The sequence below is a fragment of the Streptomyces beijiangensis genome (assembly GCF_017315755.1).
Classification (GTDB): domain Bacteria; phylum Actinomycetota; class Actinomycetes; order Streptomycetales; family Streptomycetaceae; genus Streptomyces; species Streptomyces beijiangensis.
Window position 1 is genome coordinate 1 of the sequence record NZ_JAFLRJ010000207.1, and the last position, 19,622, is coordinate 19,622.

The window sequence follows — 19,622 nt, forward strand, 5'->3', positions numbered from 1 at the left end:
TGGCTGGGGGCAGTCGCGGCGAGTCTGCTGGTCTCCGGGTTCGTGCTGCCACAGCAGCACGCATCGGGTGCGGAAGGGACCGGCCCGACCCCGGCCCCCACGCCGGCCCTCACCCCAGATCCCACCGCTGCCCCCACCACGGCGGCGACCGCTCCGGGCCATGCGGCCGGTAGCCCCTCCACACCCTCCATGCAGGAGGCCATCGGCTCGGCGGTCAAGAAGACCGTCATGGGGGCCTATCTGGACTTCGGCCCCAAGGGGATCACCCGTATCGCCGGTCTGGAGAAGTGGCTCGGCGGCACCGATCTCAAGGTCGGACACACCTATCTGCCCGGTGATGTGTGGTCCAACATCGAGGGCGAGCCCGGATATCTCGCCGACTGGGCCCGGTGGCGCAAGGCCCAGGCCGACCGGCTGTTCGTTCTCAACGTCCCCATGCTGAACCAGAACGAGGACAGGGTCGGCGACTACGCCGTACGCCAGCGGCTGCGTGAGGGAGCCGCGGGGGACAACGACCATCACTTCCGCGCCCTGGCCGAGCGGCTCGTGTCACTCGGGGTGCCCGACACGGTCATCGTGCTCGGCTGGGAGATGAACGGCTCCACGTACACCCATCGCTGCGGGCCCGACCCCGAGGCGTGGAAGCAGTACTGGAAGCGGATCGTCACCGAGATGCGCAAGGTGCCGGGGCAGAAGTTCAAGTTCGACTTCGCCCCGAACCGCGGCCGTGACGCGACCCCGTGGACCTCCTGCTACCCCGGCGACGACGTCGTGGACATCGTGGGGATGGACTCCTACGACCAGCCTCCGGGGGAGACCTTCGACAAGGAGATCAACGAGCCGTACGGACTCAAGCAGCACGTCGAGTTCGCGGCCGCGCACAAGAAGCCCATCTCCTTCCCGGAGTGGGGCCTGTTCCGCAACGGGGACAACCCCGAGTACATGCGGGGCATGCTGGACTGGATCGACAAGCACAAGCCGATGTACCAGACCATCACCGACTACTGCCCGCACGGCGTGTGGCAGTGCGACGAGAATCCCGCGTCGTCCAAGGTGTTCCGCAGCAAGCTCTCGCTGCCGACCACTCCGCCCACCACACCGCCGACCACACCGCCGACCACTCCGCCCACCAAGCCGCCGGTCACACCCACCCAGCCGCCCAACTGTGTGCCGCTGGAGCTCGGCACCTGGGTCGAGTACTGGATGGGCGGCAAGATGTGCCTGCGGTTCGACTGGCTGGAGAAGTGGCGTTAGAGGCGTCCACGGAGCGTGTCACGTGCCCAGATCCGTCCGCGGATCTGGGCCGTGAGCCCCATGATCGCCGGCGTGAAGCGCCGGCGGGCCAGCAGGACCCGGTGGTTGCCCACCGGGTCCGGGCACCAGTGGTTCTTGTACGGTTCGGTGCCCCGCAGCATGCTCAGCGTGGCCTGGCCGCCCGTGCTCGCCTCCTGCGCGCAGTGCCGCAGCAGCAGCGTCGCCACGTCGACCTTCCTCGTCCGCAGGCCGGGATCGGCTCCGTACAGATAGCCGCCCGCGAGCCTCGGTGAGATCAGGGTCAGGTCCGAGGCCACCACCTCACCGTCGATGGAGAACTCCGTCAGCCGCGCGTCACCGCACGCGACCATCGGGGCGACCGCCTGTTTCAGGTGTCCGGCGAAGCGCTCGCTGAGATGTTCCGGGGTGACGCCCCGGTCCTGCCACTGGCGCTGATGCAGTGTCAGGAGCCGGTCCAGTGCGGCCGGCACCTCCTCGGCGCCGACTTCGCGCAGGCCGATCCCGATCGCGTCGAGCTTGCGCAGCTTCGCCCGGGTCCGCTGCGCCCGTGAGGACGGGAGCCGCTGCACCAGGCGGTCCATGGGGACGGCGGGCAGTTCCAGGCACATGGAGTCGGGGAGGAGCCGGCTCGGCCCGTCCCACAGCGCGCGCACCCGCAGGACGGCGGCCTCGGGGCGCACCTCGCGGAAGTCGATGACGGCCGAACGTGCGAGACCGGCCAACGCCTCCGTCAGTACGGCGGCCGCCGCCTCGGAGCGGTCGTCGAGGAGTACGTCGGAGAAGTCCGTGATGGCGCCGCCCAGCGGGGTGAGCACCGGCACCACGCCGCGTACCCGGTGCAGTGCCGCGGCGGCCACCAGCCGGCCCGACTCCCTGACCAGCACCACCCGCAGCCGTCCCGGGGTTCCGTACGACGTCCACCAGGAGTGCAGCCAGGCGTGGTGCTGGAAGGGCGTCGCCGCCGTGCACCTGCGGTGCAGGTCGCCCCACTCCTCGGACAGCTGTCCGAACTCGCGGCCGTCGGTGCACACCGTGGTCGTGAAGGAGGCGCGCGCCGGGACGGTCAGCGCTGGGACGGTCCGCGCCGGGACGGTCATACGGGCTCCTTCTGCGGGGCGGTCGCCGAAGCCGACGCCGGCGCCGGAACCGCGGCGTAGCCGTCCTCCTCCGTCCGCCGCGGGCGCACCAGCAGCGTGAGCCCGCCGAGGAGACCGCCCGCGCACCCGCCGACCAGCGCCGCCACTCCCGCCGACGGCGAGGAGGGTGCGGACGGCTCGGTCGCGCTGGAGAAGCTGAGGACCTTGACGCCGGTCTTGGCCTGGGTGTCCGTACTGGTCCTGACCAGGGCCTGGGCCACGCTGTCGGCCATCGCCGTGGCGCTCTCCGGGCTGGCCGCCTGGGCCGTCAGAGAGATCATCGGGGCGTCGGGGGACGTGGCCGCCTGGACGTTGCTGCGCAGCAGGTCCGGTGCCACGCCCGCGTCCTTCGCCGCGTCGGCGCGCACCGCGACGTCGATGGCGACGCGGCCGTAGGCCTGGGCGTAACCCAGTGCGGTCCCGGGGTCGGTGCGGTCCGCGGGGACGATGATGACGTAGCTCGTGGCGGCGTACTGCGGGGCCTTCACGACCCCGTACATCAGGCCGGAGAGCGCGCCGAGCGCCACGGCGCCGGGCACCAGCCACACCGCGATTCCGCGGCGGGGGAGCAGCGCGGCACGGCGGGCGAACGAGCGCGGGGCGGGGTCGGATTCCCGGTTCATACGTACCTCATCTCGATGGAGTGACGGGCTGGGTCAGCACGTCCTCGTACACGGACATCAACTGCTGGGCGCTGTGGGCGATGTCGTACCGCAGCACCGCGTCGGCCGGCGCCCGGCGGCCGGGGGGTGCCGTGCTCAGACCGCGCAGCAGGCGGCTGAGCTCGTCGTGCGCGCCGCTGATCCGCCGCGCCGCGGGAACGGCACCGGCCGGCAGGTCGGCGATGGCGGGGCAGGCGGCGTAGAGCACCGGCAGCCCGGCGGCCAGCGCCTCGACGACTGCCAGGCCAAACGCTTCGTCGGGGGAGTTGGACACGAAGACGTCCATGGCGCTGAGCAGCGCGGGGAGGCTGCTGCCCGCCGGTGCGTGCGGCGACGGCGGGTCCTCGCAGGCCCCGGTGAGGATGACGCGGGCGTCCGCCCCGCACTGCTGTGCGGTCCGCAGCAGGCGCGCACGCTCGGCTCCCTCTCCCACCAGGACCAGCCGCGCCCCGTCCACGGCGGCGACGGCGCGGATCAGCGAGTCGAACCTCTTCCCGGCCGCCAGCCGTCCCACGCCGCCCACGACGAACGCGTCCTGCTCCACGCCCAGGCGCTCCCTGGCCGCACGGCGGGCCTCCGCGCTGTACGCGAAGCGCCCGGCCTCGATGCCGTTGGGCACGACTCTGATACGCGGTTCCCGTACGCCCCAGTCCTCCAGGCGCCGGGCCACCGACGGCGAGACCGCCACGGTGCAGCGGCCGAGGCGCTCACCGGCGAGATACAGGGCCCGGGTGCCGCCGCTCAGGGGGCGGCCCTCGATCTGGTCGCTGCCCAGGGAGTGCTCGGTGGCGACGAGGGCGCGGACCCCGGCGATCCTGGCGGCAAGACGGCCGTAGAGGCACGCCCGGTAGAGATGGGTGTGCACCACGTCGTAACGCCCGCGCCTGATGTGCCGCACCAGCCGGGGCAGTACGGACACATCGCGGTTCCCCTTCATCCCCAGGTGGGTGACGGGAATGCCGTCGGCGCGCAGTCCCGCGGCCACCGGGCCCGGCTCGGTGAGCGTGATCACGTGGGTGTCGACGGGCATCTGGCGGGCCAGGAGCCGCAGTTGCTGTTCCGCCCCGCCGATGCCGAGGCCCGTGATCACATGGAGGACCTTCACGGCCGGCCGGCCGTCCGCCGCAGGGGTGCCAGATCGGCGGGAGTGGTGCGGCGCACCCGGTGGAGCATGTGCTTGGCGAACAGGCGCAGCCCGGTGTCCCGTTGGTCGATGTGTGCGCGGGGCAGGGCGAAGGTGCTGGAGAGGGGGCCCGGGTCCACTCCGCAGGCGTACGAGTAGCCGGCCTCGCGGACGGCGCGTACCGACCGCGCGTCCAGGTGTCCGTAGGGATAGCAGAAGCCCTCGACCGGAGTGCCGGCCAGCGAACGGATCGCCTCGCGGCTCCCCGTGGTCTCCGCCAGCAGGGTGGCTTCGTCGGCGCCGGGCAGCGACACATGGTGCAGGCCGTGCGAGGCCACTTCCATGCCCGCGTCCGCGACCCGGCGGATCTCGTCGGCGCTCAGCAGCGCCCTGCGGGGCCCGTTGGCGTCCCAGGCGTTGTCCTGGCCGAGCCTGCCGGGCAGCACGAAGACCGTTCCCGTGCAGCCGTACTGGCGCAGCAGCGGCAGGGCGCAGGACACGAAGTCGCTGTAGCCGTCGTCGAAAGTGAGTCCGACCAGGCCGTCGGCCCGCCCGGTGGCGTGCGCTTCCAGGAGCTCGCGCACGCCCACCCCGCGCAGCCCGCGGTTGCGGAGCCACCTGAGCTGCTGCTCGAAGCGGCTCGGCGAGACCGTCACCCGGTAGGGGTCGTCGGCGGAGTCACTGATCGAGTGGTACATCCCGATCCACAGCGGAGCGCTGGGCCCCAGGCAGACTGTTCTGACCCAATGGCGGTTCTTCATCGGCATGCACAAGCCTTCGGGATACGGATGCGAGCAAGGACGTGATCTCCGGGGCGCGTACGAGGACGGCGACGGCCAGGAAGCTCACCGCGGCCACGACCGCGGTGAGCGCGACGGAGGCGAACGGGCCGAGCGGGGTGCGTGCGGCGAACCAGCCCGCCGCCGTGGCGACCGCGGCGGCGGCGGTCAGTTTGCAGAGACCGGCACTCAGCCGCCCGGTCGCCAGGGGGATGCCCTGCCGGCGGATGCCGCACAGCAGCAGCGCCGCTGTCACCGTGATGCCCAGGGCGTTGGCGGCAGCGATCCCGGTCGCGCCCCAGAGGGCCGCTGTGGCCAGCCCGAAGAAGATGTTCACGGCGAGCCCGGCCAGCATCGCCGCGGCCGGATACCACAGGGGCCGTGCCGCGGAGAAGTAGCAGCGCACCAGCGTTCCGACCAGGGTCTGGCCCAGCAGCCCGAGCGCGTACACCCGCATGATCGTGGCCGTGGCGCGGGTGTCCTCGGCATCGAACGCACCCCGCTGGAAGAGCAGTTCGACGATCTGCGGGGCTGCCGCGATGACGACGGCGGTGCCGACGAGCACGATGGCCGCCGCCGCGATCAGATCGCGCTCCATACGGCGCTGGGCGTCGCGCGGCCGGCCCGCCGCCAGCGCCCTCGCGACCACGGGGAAGTTGACGGTGCACAGCATCAGCGAGAGCACCATGGGGATCTGCGCGACCTTCTGCGCGTAGTTCAGGTGCGAGATCGCGCCCCCGGGCAGGGGAGAGGCGAGGAACCGTTCGACCAGCACCTGCGACTGGCGGCTCACGGTGAAGACCACCACCGGGATCATCAGGGCCAGGGCCAGCGTCGATCCGGCCTCGGGGGCGGCCGTCCGCACCGGCCCCGTACTGCCGGGAGCGACCCTCAGGACACGCCACAGCGAGGGCGCCTGGACCGCCACCATCAGCACGCCGCCGATCGCGACACCGGCCGCCGCGGAACGGACTCCCCAGCCCGCTCCCTCCGTCACCAGAAGTGTGCCGATGATGCCCACGTTGTACGCCACGTAGATCATCGCCGGCGAGATGTAGCAGCCGTGCGCCCGCAGGGCGGCGCTGAAGTACCCCGCCAGCGCGAAGGTGAAGACGCAGGTCGCCGTCAGCCGTGTGCAGTCGATGGCGAGATGGGGCTCGCGCAGGCCCGGCGCGAGTACGGACACCAGCGCGGGCGCCGCCAGGACGACCAGTGCGGCGACCGCTCCCGTCGCCAGCGCCAGCCGGGGGAGCGTGGTCCGCAACAGGTGCCGTACCGGATCCGTCCGCAGGGACGCATCCCCCGCCCGCAGAGCCAGGGCCCGGCTGAAGGCCGGGACCAGAAGCAGCGCCATCGCGTCCTCGATGAGCAGGGTCGAGGCGAACTCCGGCACGGTCCAGGCGACCAGGAAGGCGTCGGTCTCGCTGCCCGCCCCGAACAGATGCGCAAGCGTCTGGTCGCGCGCCAGGCCGAGCACGGCGCCGGCCGCGGTGAGTACCGCGGTCAGCAGAGCGGCCCGCGCGAGCACGCCACGGCCCCCGGGGAGTTCATCGGCCTCAGGACCGCGGCCGCCCTTCCGGTACCGCGCCAACGGCCGCCGGGTGCCCGGCACGGGCGAGTGGATGTCAGCCATGCCTTCGGCCCCCCGGCATCTCGTCGTACGGGGCCAGTGCCCAGCAGGCGACCAGACCCAGGACGACGGACGTCAGGACGGTCGAGGGACCGCCGATGTCGGCGTAGGCGAAGTCGATCAGCTGCCAGACGAGGAGCCCCACCGCCACCAGACCGGCCTGCGTACCGCGCTGTTCCTTCACCGCCCGGGAGAGCCGGCGCAGCGACATGACGAGCAGTGCGGCCCAGCTGCCCACCAGGGCGAGCAGCCCGAACAGGCCCTGCTCGCCGAGCACCAGGAGGTACATGTTGTGCGGCGAGAGGAGCGCCTGCTTCTTGAAGGTCTGTCCCGCCCCGCCGGTGTCGCTGCCCGCGGAGAGCGCGAGCGAGGCATTGCTGTCCCGGTACTGGGGGAAGCTCTTGAGGCCCACCCCGGTCACCGGATCGCTGCGCCACATCCTCACCGCCGCCGCCCACATGGTGTAGCGGTCGGTCACCGAATGGTCCGGCGCGTCCGTGACCTGCGTAATGCTGGACACCCGTGCCTGCACCATCGTCGAGCCGACGCCCAGACCCAGGATGAGGACCACGCCGAGCGCCCCCAGCGTGCCCAGCACGGTGAACGCCCTGCGCCTGCCGGAGAACATCAGCTGCAGTCCGCATGCGGCGAAGGTGGCGATCCAGGCACCGCGGCTGAACGACAGCATCAGCGGCACCGCGAGCAGCCCCACGCAGACCACGGCCGCCTTCCTCGCGGCGGTACGGGGACCACGGCTGCCCCGTCCCAGCGAGAGGCCGACGGTGGCCACGAGTCCGTACGACACGACAGTCGCCATGCCCATGACGTCGGAGGGCCCGAACGTGCCGACCGCGCGGACGTTCTCACCCGCGTACGAGGCGCCGGTACCGGTCAGGTACTGCCCGACCCCGACCATCCCCTGCGCCAGAGCGAGGGCGATCAGCGACCAGGCGAGCACGCCGAACTCCCGGCGGGTACGCACCAGCAGCAGGACCGCCAGCGGCACCAGGACGAAGATCTGGAGGTAGCGCGGAACGCCCGGCAGGCTCGCGGCAGGCTCCTGCGAGGTGACGCAGGCCAGGCAGATCCCCAGCACCGGCAGGCCGACGACGAGCGCGGCCACGGGCGACAAGGGGCGGCTGCGGTCGCGGACGACACGTACCGCGCAATACAGGACCAGGAACCCGGACGCTGCGTCCGCCGCGGACCCGCCCCCCTCGGACGTGGGATCCACGGGAGCCATCAGCAGGGCGACCACGGCCAGCAGGGGCAGCAGCGGAAGTACTTCCCTCGCGCGCGCCGCCCAGTCGGCCCGTGCCGCCACCGGACCGCTCTCCGTTCCCAGGAACACGCTCACCGGCGTCATCAACTGCCCGCCGGGCGGATCAGGGACAGCGCGGTGCGCAGGAGGATGCAGACGTCCTGCCACCATGACCACTGGTCGATGTAGTGGTTGTCGAAGCGGCAGCGGTCCTCGATGGACGTGTCACCGCGCAGACCGTGCACCTGGGCGAGCCCGGTCAGTCCCACGACCATCCGGTGGCGCGCCGCGTAGCGCGGATAGGTGCGGCTGAACTGGGAGACGAAGTAGGGGCGTTCGGGCCGCGGCCCGACGAGGCTCATGTCGCCGCGCAGGACGTTCCACAGCTGGGGAAGTTCGTCGAGCGAGCTCCGGCGCAGGAACCGGCCGACCTGGCTCACCCGCTCGTCGTGGGCGACACTCCACGTCGTGTCCGACTCGCGGTGGTCGGCCGGGCGCAGCGTACGGAACTTCAGCAGCACGAACAGCCGCCCGTGCATGCCGACACGTTCCTGCCGGAAGAGCACCCCCGGGCCGTCCGAGATGCGTACCGCCGCGGCGCTCACCAGCAGCACCGGAAGGGCGAGGAGCAGCATCAGACCGGCCCCCACCAGATCCAGCGCGCGCTTGGCGGCCGGGACACGGCGCCCGCCCGCAGGCGGTTCGAGCTGCCGGTACGCGTATCCCCATACGTGCCGGCTCATCCTCGCCATGGAGGGGGCGTCGGCGCGGTGGGATCCCAGCAGCCAGACCGTGCAGCCGTACGGGTGGAGAAGCGTGACGAGGTCCATGTGGTCGGGGGCGTTCTCGTGCGGGAGGACCAGCACGTCGCGCACACCGTTCTGTACGACGGCCCGGGTGACGTCCTCGGGCGACGAGAGCACGGGCAGCGTGGGCACCTCGTCCGGCTGCTGCGGTACGGACTGACGGGTCGTCACCGTCCCGACGGGCAGCAGCCCGTACTCGGGGTGCTGGGTGAGCATGGCGCACAGCCGGTGCGTACTCGAAGAGCCGCCCACCACCAGCGCCGGGCGGGGCCGTGACCTCGCGGCCCTCCTGCGGTGCCCGTGGACGACCGCGCGCAGCCCGCACACCAGGGTCAGCTGAATGCCGAAGCACCCGAACAGCAGGGCGGGACCGGGGGCGGGAGCGGAGGATCCGATGGCCACGAGCGGACCTGCCGCGCACCACACCACGGCGACCCGGGCCGCCAGGGCGGGCAGTTCGTCCAGTACCGCGGGAACGAACCCGGCCCGGTAGAGATGCGCGTGCGCGTTGAGGAGGAGGGTGAGCGCGGTGAGCTGCACCATCAGGGCGACATCGCGCTGCGTTCCGTCCAGGAGCGCGCCCGCGACGAGCACCGCGATGCAGTCGACGGCGATGAAGGCGGGCGTGGCCGACTCGGCGGGCGCGGGGGAGCGTACGGGCAGCATCGCCCGGTCGGGCCCGACGCGCTGTCCTGCCACCGCTGCCACAGGGGCGGCCTGAGGCGCCGTGGGCAGACTCGTGCTGTCTCTGGTCACGGGGAAACCGGCTCCCTGAACTTGTGGTGCCGGCCGACGGCCACCTCGCGGTAGACGTCCGCGATGGCCGCGCCGACGCGCTGCACAGTGAAATGGCTGAGAACGTGCTGACGGCCCTGTCGGCCCAGCGACGTGCGCAACTCCGCCTGGTCCAGCAGGCGGATGACGGCCGAAGCCAGCGCCGCGGGGTCGTCCGGCGGCACCAGGCTCAGCGGATGGTGGGCGGGCGGGAGGCTCTCGCGCGATCCGTCCACGTCGGTGACGACCACGGCGCGGCCCGTGGCCATGGCCTCCAGGGGAGCTACCGCTATTCCCTCCCACCGCGAGGGGAGCACCACCAGATCGGCCGCGCGGTACCAGGGAGCCGTGTCGGGCACCGCGCCGGCGAACGTCACCGACGGCGGGGCGATCCGTCGCAGTTCGTCCCCTGTCGGACCGTCACCCACCAGTGCGAGGCGGGCGTCGGGGAAACGGGCGACGACGGAGTCCCACGCCTGGAGAAGCGTGTCCTGCCCCTTCTGCATGCAGAGACGGCCCACACAGACCACGACCGGCGATTCGTTCGAACGGCCGGCCGCCAGCGCCGGCAGCGCGCGCCGTGCCGCGTGCGGATCCGTGTCAAAGGTGAAGCGCGCTGGGTCGACACCGTTCTGTACGACGGAGAAGCGGGTCCGGACACCGGCCTGTTGGCCGCGCAGGCGCTCGGCCTCGCTGACGCACACCACCCGGGTCGTCCAGCGGGCCGCCCACCTCTCCCACCGCAGCGCGAGCGCACTCGTCCGGCTGTCGACGGCCTCGAACGACCATGCGTGCGGCTGGAAGACGGTCGGGATACGTCCTCGCAGCACGACCCGTGCCACCAGACCGGCCTTCGCGCTGTGCGCGTGCACCACGTCGGGGCGTACGCGGGCGATCAGTTCTGCGAGGTGCCTGCTCTCGCGGACCACATGACGGACCGGGCTGCGCGTCGACTGCCAGTCCAGGAGTTCACAGCCGAGCCCGGCCGCCGACTCGGCCAGCGGTGTTCCCGCGGGACAGGCAAGGGACACGGTGAAACCCTGCTCCACCTGGGCGGTGACCAGGTCCAGCACGACACGCGCCACGCCGCCCTCGCCGGGCTGCACCACGTGCAGTACGGAGAGTCCGGTCGCGTCGAGGCTCCGCTGAGGGCACACGCTTCCTCTTTCCATCAAGAGAGAACCCGTTGCGCGGGCCCCGAGGGTCTCCTGCAACGGATCAAGAGCATTGGCTTCTGACCGCCGCCGGGACGTGCACGCGGATCGTCACCGGCTCCGGTCGAGGCGTTCAACGAGGCGACAGGCATCAGGGGAGCGGGCAGCCCTTCAACGGGAGGCCGGACCGGGCTCAGGGGGACTTACTGAGGCGGGTCAGAAGTAACACCGGGGAACGTTATATACCAAGATTGGCCGATTGTGAACGTTTGTCGCCCGCACGGGTTAATAGGCGTATCCCCGTTGTCCGTTCGTCGTTGTCCGGGCGACGTACCACTCGAAAACCGAAAGGAACCGCTGATGCAGCGAATCGTGAAGTCCGCTGTCATGGCCGGCGCGGGTGCGGCCTTCCTCATGGGCGGTGCCGGAATGGCGGCCGCGGACGGTGGAGCGATGGCCGGAGGCTCGGCCGAGCATTCCCCGGGCGTGGTGTCCGGCAATCAGCTCCAGGTCCCGGTCCACATCCCGGTGAACTTCTGCGGGAACACCATCGACGGCATCGGTGCGCTCAACCCGGCATTCGGCAACACCTGTCACAACGGCTGACGTTCCCTCACCGGAAGTCGCCCCTGACGAGGCATCACCCGTTCAGCCGCAAAACCGACTGTGGCGGTGATCCGTTGAGACACAGGACCGGACCTTTCGGGCCGGCCGGATCATCCCCCCACCCCAATGGAGCGTTCTCATGTCCCGTTTCGTCAAGGCTGCCATCCTCACCGGAGCCATCGCGGCTTCCTTCGCCGGCGCCGCGGGTGTCGCTGCCGCTGACGCCGGTGCCCAGGGTGAGGCCGTGGGTTCCCCCGGCGTCCTCTCCGGCAACCTTCTCCAGGTCCCGGTCCACGTGCCGGTGAACGTCTGTGGCAACACGGTCGACGGCATCGGCGCCCTCAACCCGGCGTTCGGCAACCAGTGCGCCAACAACTGACGCTGGCCTGACGTGCCGCTCGCCCCGCTGACGGGGAACGGCCGAGCCCGCTGTGCCGGTCCGTCAGGACCGCCGCAGCGGGCTCTTCGTTTACGGCGGCGGGCCACCCCATTGGCGGCAATCGGCCTGACGGGTACGGAAAGAGCCGCGGCTTTCCCGTTCACCTGGTCAACGAGCCGCATTCACCCGGCCAGCCCCGCAGGGCCGCGCCACGCACGGCTTTCTTCCTTTTGCGCGCTGACACACCAGATTGCACGGTGATTATCAGATCGTCCAATCCGTCGAGCAAAAGGATCACTATGCGTATCTCGGCTTCCCGCAGTGTCGCTGCGGCTGTGGTCTGCGCCACTCTGACGATCGGGGCCGCCGCGCCCACGGTTGTCCACGCCCTGGGTTCGAGCAGCGCCGGCGCCCCCGCGCCGGTTTCTGACGCCGCGACAATTCTGGGGCAGACGGCGACACTCGGCGAAGCCGGCGGACTGGTCACCCCCGTCACCAATCTTGTCGAGAGTGCGCTGACGGCGGACGGGAACAAGCTGAGCGCCGCACGGGCGCAGAGGTACCTCGGTGCCGTAACGACGGCCATCGCGAACGTCTCGGCGGCGAAGCCGGGTGCTCCCGCAGCCTCGGGGGCGACCACGAAGAGCGGGTCCCCGGCCGCCACGCCCGCGGTCCTCAAGGCCGACGCGCTCGCGGAGGTGCAGAAGAACGCGGCGGCTCTCGCCGCCGCGGCGACGGCGGGAAACGCGGCGGACGTCGTGAAGCAGGCCCAGGCCACGGTCACTTCGCTGGTCAAGTTCGTGGTCGCCACGGTGCTGACGGGTGGTCTGCCGACCCCGCAGCTGCCCGGTCTCCCGAGCGTCTCGAAGAGTCCGGGCGCGGCCACACCTCCCAAGGCACCGCTGACCCCCGCGGTGCCGAAGAGCCCCGCAGCCGTGCCGGCCGTGCCCGCGGCCCCCGCTGTCCCCGCCGTACCGGTTGTCCCGGCGACGCCCGCCGCCCCCGCCACGCACGCCGTCCCCGCCAAGCCTGCTGTGCCCGCCAAACCTGCCGTGCCCGCGGCGGACGCGGCCCGACTCCCGGCCGTACCGAAGGCTCCCGGCGCGGTACCGGCCGTACCTGCTGTGCCCGCTGTTCCCGCAGTCCCTGCCGCGAACTCGGCTCTGCTTCCGGCTTCGAACTGAGCGTCACCTCAACGCCGTGCCCGTGCTCATGAGAGCGCCGGCACGGCGTTCTGCTTATTCCGGTCCGAGAATATGACCGGCGTCTGTCATCCGGGTGTATGGGGGTTGTTTTCCCGCCCTCGGGGTTTCTCAAGCGCCGAGGGCTCGTTACAGAAGGAAAGGGTGGCAAGCGAGACCTCAAGGTCCTTGCCGGGGCCGCCACTTGATAGCCACGTGAATGTTTTTCGGAGAGGACCCATTTCATGAAGCCCACGAAGGTTGCCGCTGTCATCGCAGGATCAGTCATGGCCCTGGGCGCAGCCGCACCTGCCATGGCTGCTGACAACCTCGCTCCGACCAGCCTCACGGGCGGCCTCGACACGCTGTCCAGCCAGCTGGACGCCCACCCGGTCCAGTCGGGCCTCACGGACGGTTCCGTGGTGAACCAGGTCAAGCAGACGGCGTCGGGTCTGAACTCCGTGAACGACTCCGTGCCGCTGCTGGGCGGCCTGCCTCTCGCCAAGTAGGCGACGGCTCAACGGCGTACAGCTGATGGGGCGAATTGCCTCCCACGGTTCGTGTTGCTCAGTGGTCGGCGCCGGCTCCTCCCTAAGATTTTACCCACCCCCCGAAAGAAGGACATGAAAATGAACTCTGTCAAGAAGGCCGCTGTCGTTCTCGCCGTTGCCGGTATCGCTGCTGGTGCCGCCGCGGGCAGCGCGTTCGCGGGCGACAACGGTGCCTCGGCCATGGGTGCTGCGACCAACTCGCCCGGCGTCCTCTCCGGTAACCTGGGTCAGGTTCCGGTCCACGTTCCCGTGAACGTTTCCGGCAACTCGGCCAACGTGATCGGCCTGCTGAACCCGGCTTTCGGGAACACGGCCTCCAACAGCTGAAGTTCCTGACTTCGACGGATCGGCTCCGCAGGATTACCGCGGAGCCGATTCGTCGTTTGTGAGCTGTCCGGGTAAACACATCAGCTCGCCCATTGGTTGCGGGGCGGGTGAATTCTGTACCCCATCGCGGCGCCACGTCGTTCTGCAGTGAAGCAGAACAACGTCACGCGAAAGGTCTGACCATGAAGCTCAAAGTGCTCGCAGGGCTGGGTGTACTCGCCTCGTTCGTCGTCGCGACGCCGGCAGTCGCGGCTCAAGCCCCGGTGGTCGTGCCCCTGCAGGGGCTCGATGCGGCACTTCCCATGGATGCGCCGACCTTGCGCACCGGCATTCCCATTCCCGTTCCCGGCACCCCCGACGCCTGGCACCCCCGGTCGGAAGGGGAGCTGAGCCCTGAGCTGGCGATCCCGCAGACCCCGGTCACCAGCGATCTGCCGAGGACCGTGCTCGCTGCACCGCTGCCCTCCGTTCTCGACGACGAGGATCTGGGCAGGGCGCGTGTCACCAGCGACGCTTCGCAGATGGCGGCCCGTACTCCGGGCTTCTCCCTGGGGCGGCCGATCACACCCGGAAACGGCGAGGATCTCGGGCTTCCGGAGATCGGCACCCCGCAGGCGGCCGTGCTGGCCCCCGCCCTGCAGGGCGATCTCTCGTCCGGTCTTGGCATGGACGTTCCCGCCGTCTGAGAGAAGCACGGCATTTGCGCCTCCTCCCTCCGGTCCGGGACCCTCCCGTTGATCTTGGTTCTGTGACCGCGGCCAGCCGTTACCCCAGCTTTTGGGCCGCGTTATAGGTGCGTGGCCGCTAAAACTCCGCGGCTTCCACCCACATCGAAGGAGATCGTAATGTCTCGCATCGTCAAGACGATGGCTGTTATCGCGGGCACCGGAGCCATGGCTCTGGCCGGCGCCGGCATGGCCTTCGCCGACTCGGGTGCCCAGGGTGCGGCGACGAACTCCCCCGGCGTCGGCTCGGGCAACGTCGTTCAGGTTCCGGTGCACGTCCCGGTCAACCTCTGCGGCAACTCGGTCAACGTGATCGGCCTGCTGAACCCGGCGTTCGGCAACGAGTGCAGCAACGGTGAGTCGCACGACGGCGGCTACGGCGACTCGTACGGCTACGAGGGCTGACCTCTCCTCACAGGAGCAGGTGCTCATCGGCGTGATGAAGTAGAACGGCCCGCGGCGCTGCCGCGGGCCGTTCACGCTTCCGTCCGGAGAGCAGGCTCAGGCGTAGCGATAGATGGCGCTGTGGTCCCACATCGACGACGGAGAATCGCCCCACGGAGCCATCGGCTCGTCGCGGCCCACCGCACGGCTGCCGAAGGCGTCCGACTCGGGAGCGGTGCTGTCGGGCAGATAGACGGCCTTCGGATGCTTGTGCTGCCAGCGCGACCAGACGGAGTCGACGAACGAGTGGTGCAGCCAGAAGACCGGGTCGTTCACCGACCCGCCGCCCAGCATCAGCCCGCTCACCCAGCGGTGGACCCTGTTGTGGTTGCGCCACCTGTCGGTGCCGCTGCCCGACCCCCAGCCCTCCAGCTTGTTCCTGAACCCCTCGGAACTGGTGGAGTTCCAGGGCGCGGAGTCGTAGGCGGGGTCGCTCTCCGCCCACGCCAGCTGCGCCTTGGTGGGCAGGCCGATCGCCTGCGACGGGCGGCCGAGGTCCCTGGTGAGGAAATTCCCGTCGGTGACGCTGACCGTGATGTCCCAGCTCCCGCCGACGTGTGCGAAGGGGCCGGTCATCACCTGCAGGTCACCGCGGCGCCCGTTGCCGCCCATGAAGTCGTCGTGCCAGATCGACGACGCGGGCGTGTTGTCCTTCGTCCAGTCCCAGTACGGCACGGTGACGGAGGGGTCGACCTCCCTGAGGGCCGACTCGAAGTCCAGCAGGAACCTCCGGTGCCAGGGCAGGAAGGAGGGGCCCATGTGAGCCACCCGGAGCCCTGTGTCCCCGTCCGCCGTGTAGAAGTCGATGTGCGTCTTGACGAACTGGTCGTAGGTTCCGCGCCGCTTGAGTTCCAGCACCGCGCCGACGTACTTCCTGCGCTCCGCACGTGTGAGATCGCGCTGATTCTTACGGACGTACATCGTGACCCCCTTCGTGCGTACCCCCGCCGTGCACGGGCGTCAGTGCCAGCTGCGCCGAACCCAGTTCCGCCACGGCGGCACGCGCGGTGGCCAACTCCGTGGGATACGACTGGTAGTGATCGATCGGGCTGAGATATCCACCGTCCGCGCACCGCATCAGATGCAGCCGGCGGCCGTCGATGTACACCGCTGTGGATGATGCGCCCTGGTCCTGGCCCTGCTCCGTGTATCCCGCCACGCGGCGGCCCCGGTACATCTCGTCGAATACGACGGTGCGCGCGGGCAGGTCGGCGGCCTCGGACCGAGGTGGAGCGGTACGCGGGGTGTTGACGATGCGTACCAGGGCAGCACCGGTGAACGCGCTGACCGAGACGGCGCTCAGAGACTGCAGCACAGCCCTGCGCGCCCATACGTTCGGCTCACCTCGAAATCTCACAGAACTCCCTCGGTGGTCGGTCCTCGTAACGGGCACAACGAATCCACAGGGGAAGCGTTCCGGTGTGACGACGCGCCCGGCGAAGACGAAAATATGAAGAGCTCTCGTACATTCAGACGATTCCTCGTGTCATGCCTGATGGCAGCCAGGTCCGGTGCTTCGGCTGAATGGGTGACGGGAAATGAACCCCGCCGCGAGGAGCATTAGCATCCCCCCTTATGACTTCCACCCCTGTGATCACCGCTGAGAAGCACGCCCTGCCCCTGGGGACCGTCGCCGTCATTCCCTGGGCCAGCGATCCGGACTCCGACGAGGCCGGCATTCCCTTTCTGATGCTCTACCCCCTGGGTGACGGGAGCGAGGGCGCCGAGGGGAGTACGGAGGCGATGCGTTCGATGCTCGTCTCCATGGGACTGTCGATGGGCGACGAGCTCATGGACCTGTCCAAGCAGCCGCGCATCCCGATCTCCCTGCTGGTGGAGGGCGGTCAGGCCGTACTGACCCTCTCCTCCCTGAAGGTGCAGTGCCCGGTGCCGCCCGAGTGGGAGCAGGCGGCGAAGGGCTGCGGGCAGGTCTACTTCATCAGCGCGGTCCGGCCGTGGCCCGTGGCCGTTCCCGGCAGGCCCGTCGACGAGGAGACGCTGCGCTCGTACGTGGGCGACACGTCTCTCCTCGAGACCAGCGCCCACTGCCTGCTCCCGGTTCGCAGCCTGCGCGTCTGACGGCGCCCGGCCCCATGAGGAAGGGCCTCCGCGACGGGTCGTCACCCGTCGCGGAGGCCCCGCGGGAGAGGTTCCTCAGAGGAGGACGCCAAGCCCGAGGCCCACACCGATGCCGACGCCGTGGTGGTAGTGGTGGTGCCACTGGCCCCAGTTGTCCCAGCACTCCTGGTCCCAGCCGCAGGGGTGCTGCGAGCTCACCTTGGCGGCCGGTGCGGCAGCCGGAGCGGCGGCCGAGGCCGACGTGGCGAGGGGGAGGGTGGCGACTGCGACGAGGGCCGCGGCGACGATGCCACGGGCAGCGAACTTCTTCATGCTCGAACTCCTCTGGAAGGGTTGGGGCAGACGCTCCGACGCTAGCCAGGCGATGGCATTCCGGCGCGGGCAGAGCTTGTTGACTAGTGCATCCGAGTCAATCCCCGGCCGGTTCCCCGTGTGAGCCTCACGGGTGACAAGACGCCCACGTCGTGACCGCCGGCTGTCTGGGCCGTTTGGTAGGACATGAACTCCACTCGACAGATCTTCACCGCCCTTGCCGTTCTCACCGGCGTCTCCGGACTGGCCGTACCGGCAGCCCAGGCTGCACCGCTGCCCAAGACCACGAACATCTCCGCGGCCGACACGATCGACGGTCTCGCCACGACCGGCATCCCCGCCGAGCACCAGGCCGAGATGCCCGGAGTCACGAAGCAGCTGAACGGCCTCCAGGACCTGAACCAGCTGCACCAGCTCACCGACCTGGTCGCGCCGGTCACCCAGCTTGTGCCGAGCGTGCAGTAGGGCATTTCCTCGTAACAGTCGGTGCGCCTTCTGGGTTGAGCTTCGTAGAGCCTCAGTGCATTTCATGCAAGAGCCCTCATGGTTATGCCCACCTGTAATTCACAACTAAAGGGGATAACCGCATGCGTGGAATCCGTGGACTTTCGGCAGTGGTGCCCGTAGCCGCTGCGGCAGCGGCATTCTCGGGGGCTCTGTTCGTTACGGATGCTTCGGCCGAGGTCTGTTCGGCGACCGTCTCCGCCTGTGCGGACGCCACCGCCCCGTCCTACGGGAACGAGCCCTCGCCCGCCCCGTCGGGGCACAGCCACGAGGGCGGGACGAGCACCGGCTACGGGCCCGACACCGAGCAGGGATACGGCGAGGGCTACGGGCCGGGCTACGGCGAGGAGACCTGGGCAGTGGGTCCTCCCGAGGTGCACAACGCCCCTACACCGAGCACCCGGGTCTACGTTCCGCCCGTCGTCAAGGTGACGCCGTCGCCGTCGGGCCCCGCCTCCCCGCCCCGCCCTCCGGCCGGACCCACGCCCCAGGGGAGGTCCGTCACTCCGCTGCGCCCCGAACTGGCGGCCACGGGTTCCACGGACCCCCTGCTCGGCGTGGGAGTTGCCGCAGCCGCGGCGGCCCTCGCCGGAGCGGGCCTGGTGAAGGTGGCCCGGCGCTCCGCGCGCGGCCGTCACTGACGAGCGACAACGGGAGTAAGCGAAGTGAAGGTTGTCTGCGTGGGCGGGGGCCCTGCCTCCTTCTACCTGTCCATCCTGCTCAAGAAGCAGGAGCCCCGGCACGAGGTCTCCGTGCTGGAGCGCCGGCCGGCCGGCAGCACCTACGGCTGGGGCGTCACGTACTGGCCCGACATGTTCGAGGAACTGACGGAGTGTGACCCCGACTCCGCGCGGGAGATCGCCGGGTCCTCCGTCCACTGGAGCGAAGGCACCGCCCACATCGGCGGCCGTACCGTCACCCACCCGGGCGGTGTCGGCCACGCCATCGGCAGGCACCGGCTGCTGAACATCCTCACGGAACGGGCCGAGGCGCTCGGTGTACGGGTCGAGTTCGGCAGCGAGGTCCAGGCCGCGCCCGATCCGTCGGAGGCCGACCTCGTGGTCGTCGGCGACGGTGCGCACAGCCAGCTCAGGGACCGGCACGCCGAGGCGTTCGGCACCCGCAGGACCCTCGGGGCGAACCAGTACATCTGGCTGGGCACCACACGGGTGTTCACGTCGTTCACGTTCGCGTTCGTCGAGACCGCGCACGGCTGGATCTGGTGCTACGCCTACGGATACAGCGCCCACGGCAGCACGTTCATCGCCGAATGCTCCACCGCCACCTGGACCGGGCTCGGTCTCGACCGGCTCCCCGAGGAGGAGGCGCTCCGCCTCCTCGAAGAGCTCTTCGCCGGCCAGCTCGAAGGACACCCGCTCACCGGTCGTACGGACACCGGCGGCCGCCCCCAGTGGCAGAACTTCACCACCGTGGCCAACACCTCCTGGTCCCACGGCAATCTGGTGCTCATCGGCGACGCGGCCCACACCACGCACTACTCGACCGGCGCCGGCACCACCCTGGCGCTGCGCGACGCCATGAGCCTGGCGCGCGAGCTGAGGAACGCCCCGGATCCGGCCGCCGTCCCCTCCGCGCTGGCCGCGTACGCCCAGGAGCGGCAGAGGGCGCTCCTTCCCGCGCAGAGCGCCGCCCGCCTCAGCGCGCAGTGGTACGAGAACCTCGCGCGCTACCTGGACCTGGACCCGCACCAGATGTTCTCGCTGCTCGGCCAGCGGCATTCGCCCCTGCTGCCGCATCTGCCGCCCAGGCTGTACTACCAGCTGGACCAGACGCTCGGCCGGCTGCAGGCGCTGCGCTGGCTCAAGCAGCGCGTCGGATCACGGCTCGCCTCGACGCTGCAGTCGCACCACGCCGAACGTGCCGGGAGTACGACGGCCGACTGAGGCTGCCCGC

The 19,622-nt window shown here is 70.3% G+C and carries 23 protein-coding genes; 12 read left to right on the forward strand and 11 right to left on the reverse strand.

Annotated features, from left to right (window positions below; all coding sequences use genetic code 11):
• Positions 1-24: 24 nt before the first annotated feature.
• Complete coding sequence (locus tag J0695_RS21845) at positions 25-1,254, forward strand: glycoside hydrolase family 26 protein (RefSeq protein ID WP_372445812.1); 1,230 nt, start codon at positions 25-27, stop codon at positions 1,252-1,254.
• Here the strand turns inward: J0695_RS21845 and J0695_RS21850 are convergent.
• The 8 genes from J0695_RS21850 to J0695_RS21885 are packed head-to-tail and all read right to left on the reverse strand — an operon-like array spanning position 1,251 to position 10,603.
• Entirely contained in the window at positions 1,251-2,372 is a 1,122-nt protein-coding gene (locus tag J0695_RS21850; protein ID WP_206963816.1) for a GNAT family N-acetyltransferase, read from the reverse strand. The genes J0695_RS21845 and J0695_RS21850 overlap by 4 nt on opposite strands.
• Positions 2,369-3,034 (reverse strand): YveK family protein, encoded by a 666-nt coding sequence (locus tag J0695_RS21855; RefSeq protein ID WP_242553006.1) that lies wholly within the window; start codon positions 3,032-3,034, stop codon positions 2,369-2,371. Before J0695_RS21855 ends, J0695_RS21850 begins: the two co-directional genes overlap by 4 nt.
• A 7-nt stretch (positions 3,035-3,041) precedes the next feature.
• Positions 3,042-4,178, reverse strand: coding sequence for a glycosyltransferase (locus J0695_RS21860; protein WP_206963817.1), 1,137 nt, complete (start codon positions 4,176-4,178; stop codon positions 3,042-3,044).
• Complete coding sequence (locus J0695_RS21865) at positions 4,175-4,963, reverse strand: polysaccharide deacetylase family protein (RefSeq protein WP_206963818.1); 789 nt, start codon at positions 4,961-4,963, stop codon at positions 4,175-4,177. Before J0695_RS21865 ends, J0695_RS21860 begins: the two co-directional genes overlap by 4 nt.
• Positions 4,875-6,608 carry a murein biosynthesis integral membrane protein MurJ gene (gene murJ / locus J0695_RS21870; RefSeq protein WP_206963819.1) on the reverse strand — a complete coding sequence of 578 codons (1,734 nt, stop codon included), beginning with the start codon at positions 6,606-6,608 and terminating at the stop codon, positions 4,875-4,877. The genes J0695_RS21865 and murJ overlap by 89 nt, the downstream gene beginning before the upstream one ends.
• Positions 6,601-7,971 (reverse strand): O-antigen ligase family protein, encoded by a 1,371-nt coding sequence (locus J0695_RS21875; RefSeq protein WP_206963820.1) that lies wholly within the window; start codon positions 7,969-7,971, stop codon positions 6,601-6,603. The genes murJ and J0695_RS21875 overlap by 8 nt, the downstream gene beginning before the upstream one ends.
• Positions 7,971-9,428, reverse strand: coding sequence for an exopolysaccharide biosynthesis polyprenyl glycosylphosphotransferase (locus J0695_RS21880; RefSeq protein WP_206963821.1), 1,458 nt, complete (start codon positions 9,426-9,428; stop codon positions 7,971-7,973). Before J0695_RS21880 ends, J0695_RS21875 begins: the two co-directional genes overlap by 1 nt.
• Positions 9,425-10,603: a glycosyltransferase gene (locus J0695_RS21885; RefSeq protein ID WP_307798714.1), complete on the reverse strand. Its 1,179-nt coding sequence runs from the start codon at positions 10,601-10,603 to the stop codon at positions 9,425-9,427. The genes J0695_RS21880 and J0695_RS21885 overlap by 4 nt, the downstream gene beginning before the upstream one ends.
• A gap of 357 nt (positions 10,604-10,960) precedes the next feature.
• On the opposite strand from J0695_RS21885, the gene J0695_RS21890 reads away from it, so the two are divergent.
• From J0695_RS21890 to J0695_RS21920, 7 genes are all read left to right on the forward strand, one after another.
• Positions 10,961-11,206 (forward strand): chaplin, encoded by a 246-nt coding sequence (locus J0695_RS21890; protein ID WP_206963823.1) that lies wholly within the window; start codon positions 10,961-10,963, stop codon positions 11,204-11,206.
• A gap of 139 nt (positions 11,207-11,345) precedes the next feature.
• Entirely contained in the window at positions 11,346-11,585 is a 240-nt protein-coding gene (locus J0695_RS21895) for a chaplin (RefSeq protein ID WP_206963824.1), read from the forward strand.
• A 299-nt stretch (positions 11,586-11,884) separates the two neighbouring features.
• Positions 11,885-12,769, forward strand: coding sequence for a hypothetical protein (locus J0695_RS21900; RefSeq protein WP_206963825.1), 885 nt, complete (start codon positions 11,885-11,887; stop codon positions 12,767-12,769).
• A 242-nt stretch (positions 12,770-13,011) separates the two neighbouring features.
• The gene (locus J0695_RS21905; protein WP_206963826.1) at positions 13,012-13,275 is read left to right on the forward strand and encodes a hypothetical protein; all 264 of its coding nucleotides are present in this window, start codon (positions 13,012-13,014) and stop codon (positions 13,273-13,275) included.
• A gap of 120 nt (positions 13,276-13,395) precedes the next feature.
• Positions 13,396-13,644 (forward strand): chaplin, encoded by a 249-nt coding sequence (locus J0695_RS21910; protein ID WP_206963827.1) that lies wholly within the window; start codon positions 13,396-13,398, stop codon positions 13,642-13,644.
• Positions 13,645-13,826: 182 nt separating this feature from the next.
• Positions 13,827-14,330 carry a hypothetical protein gene (locus J0695_RS21915; protein WP_206963828.1) on the forward strand — a complete coding sequence of 168 codons (504 nt, stop codon included), beginning with the start codon at positions 13,827-13,829 and terminating at the stop codon, positions 14,328-14,330.
• Positions 14,331-14,489: 159 nt separating this feature from the next.
• Positions 14,490-14,774 carry a chaplin gene (locus tag J0695_RS21920; protein ID WP_206963829.1) on the forward strand — a complete coding sequence of 95 codons (285 nt, stop codon included), beginning with the start codon at positions 14,490-14,492 and terminating at the stop codon, positions 14,772-14,774.
• A 96-nt stretch (positions 14,775-14,870) separates the two neighbouring features.
• Here J0695_RS21920 and J0695_RS21925 read toward each other — a convergent pair whose 3' ends face one another.
• Together J0695_RS21925 and J0695_RS21930 are read right to left on the reverse strand one after the other, a co-directional pair.
• On the reverse strand, positions 14,871-15,734 hold the full coding sequence (locus J0695_RS21925; RefSeq protein ID WP_206963830.1) for a tyrosinase family protein: 864 nt from the start codon (positions 15,732-15,734) through the stop codon (positions 14,871-14,873).
• Complete coding sequence (locus J0695_RS21930) at positions 15,721-16,128, reverse strand: tyrosinase family oxidase copper chaperone (RefSeq protein ID WP_307798715.1); 408 nt, start codon at positions 16,126-16,128, stop codon at positions 15,721-15,723. The genes J0695_RS21925 and J0695_RS21930 overlap by 14 nt, the downstream gene beginning before the upstream one ends.
• Positions 16,129-16,388: 260 nt before the next feature.
• Here J0695_RS21930 and J0695_RS21935 point away from each other — a divergent pair, with 260 nt between their 5' ends.
• Positions 16,389-16,892: a DUF5949 family protein gene (locus J0695_RS21935; RefSeq protein ID WP_206963832.1), complete on the forward strand. Its 504-nt coding sequence runs from the start codon at positions 16,389-16,391 to the stop codon at positions 16,890-16,892.
• A 75-nt stretch (positions 16,893-16,967) separates the two neighbouring features.
• Here the strand turns inward: J0695_RS21935 and J0695_RS21940 are convergent, their stop codons facing one another.
• A complete protein-coding gene (locus J0695_RS21940) occupies positions 16,968-17,204 on the reverse strand; it encodes a hypothetical protein (RefSeq protein ID WP_206963833.1) in 237 nt (78 codons plus the stop codon).
• Between the two features lie 186 nt (positions 17,205-17,390).
• Here J0695_RS21940 and J0695_RS21945 point away from each other — a divergent pair, with 186 nt between their 5' ends.
• From J0695_RS21945 to J0695_RS21955, 3 genes are all read left to right on the forward strand, one after another.
• Entirely contained in the window at positions 17,391-17,669 is a 279-nt protein-coding gene (locus J0695_RS21945; RefSeq protein ID WP_206963834.1) for a hypothetical protein, read from the forward strand.
• A 122-nt stretch (positions 17,670-17,791) separates the two neighbouring features.
• A complete protein-coding gene (locus J0695_RS21950; RefSeq protein ID WP_206963835.1) occupies positions 17,792-18,349 on the forward strand; it encodes a hypothetical protein in 558 nt (185 codons plus the stop codon).
• A 24-nt stretch (positions 18,350-18,373) separates the two neighbouring features.
• The gene (locus J0695_RS21955) at positions 18,374-19,612 is read left to right on the forward strand and encodes an FAD-dependent monooxygenase (protein ID WP_206963836.1); all 1,239 of its coding nucleotides are present in this window, start codon (positions 18,374-18,376) and stop codon (positions 19,610-19,612) included.
• Positions 19,613-19,622: the final 10 nt, after the last annotated feature.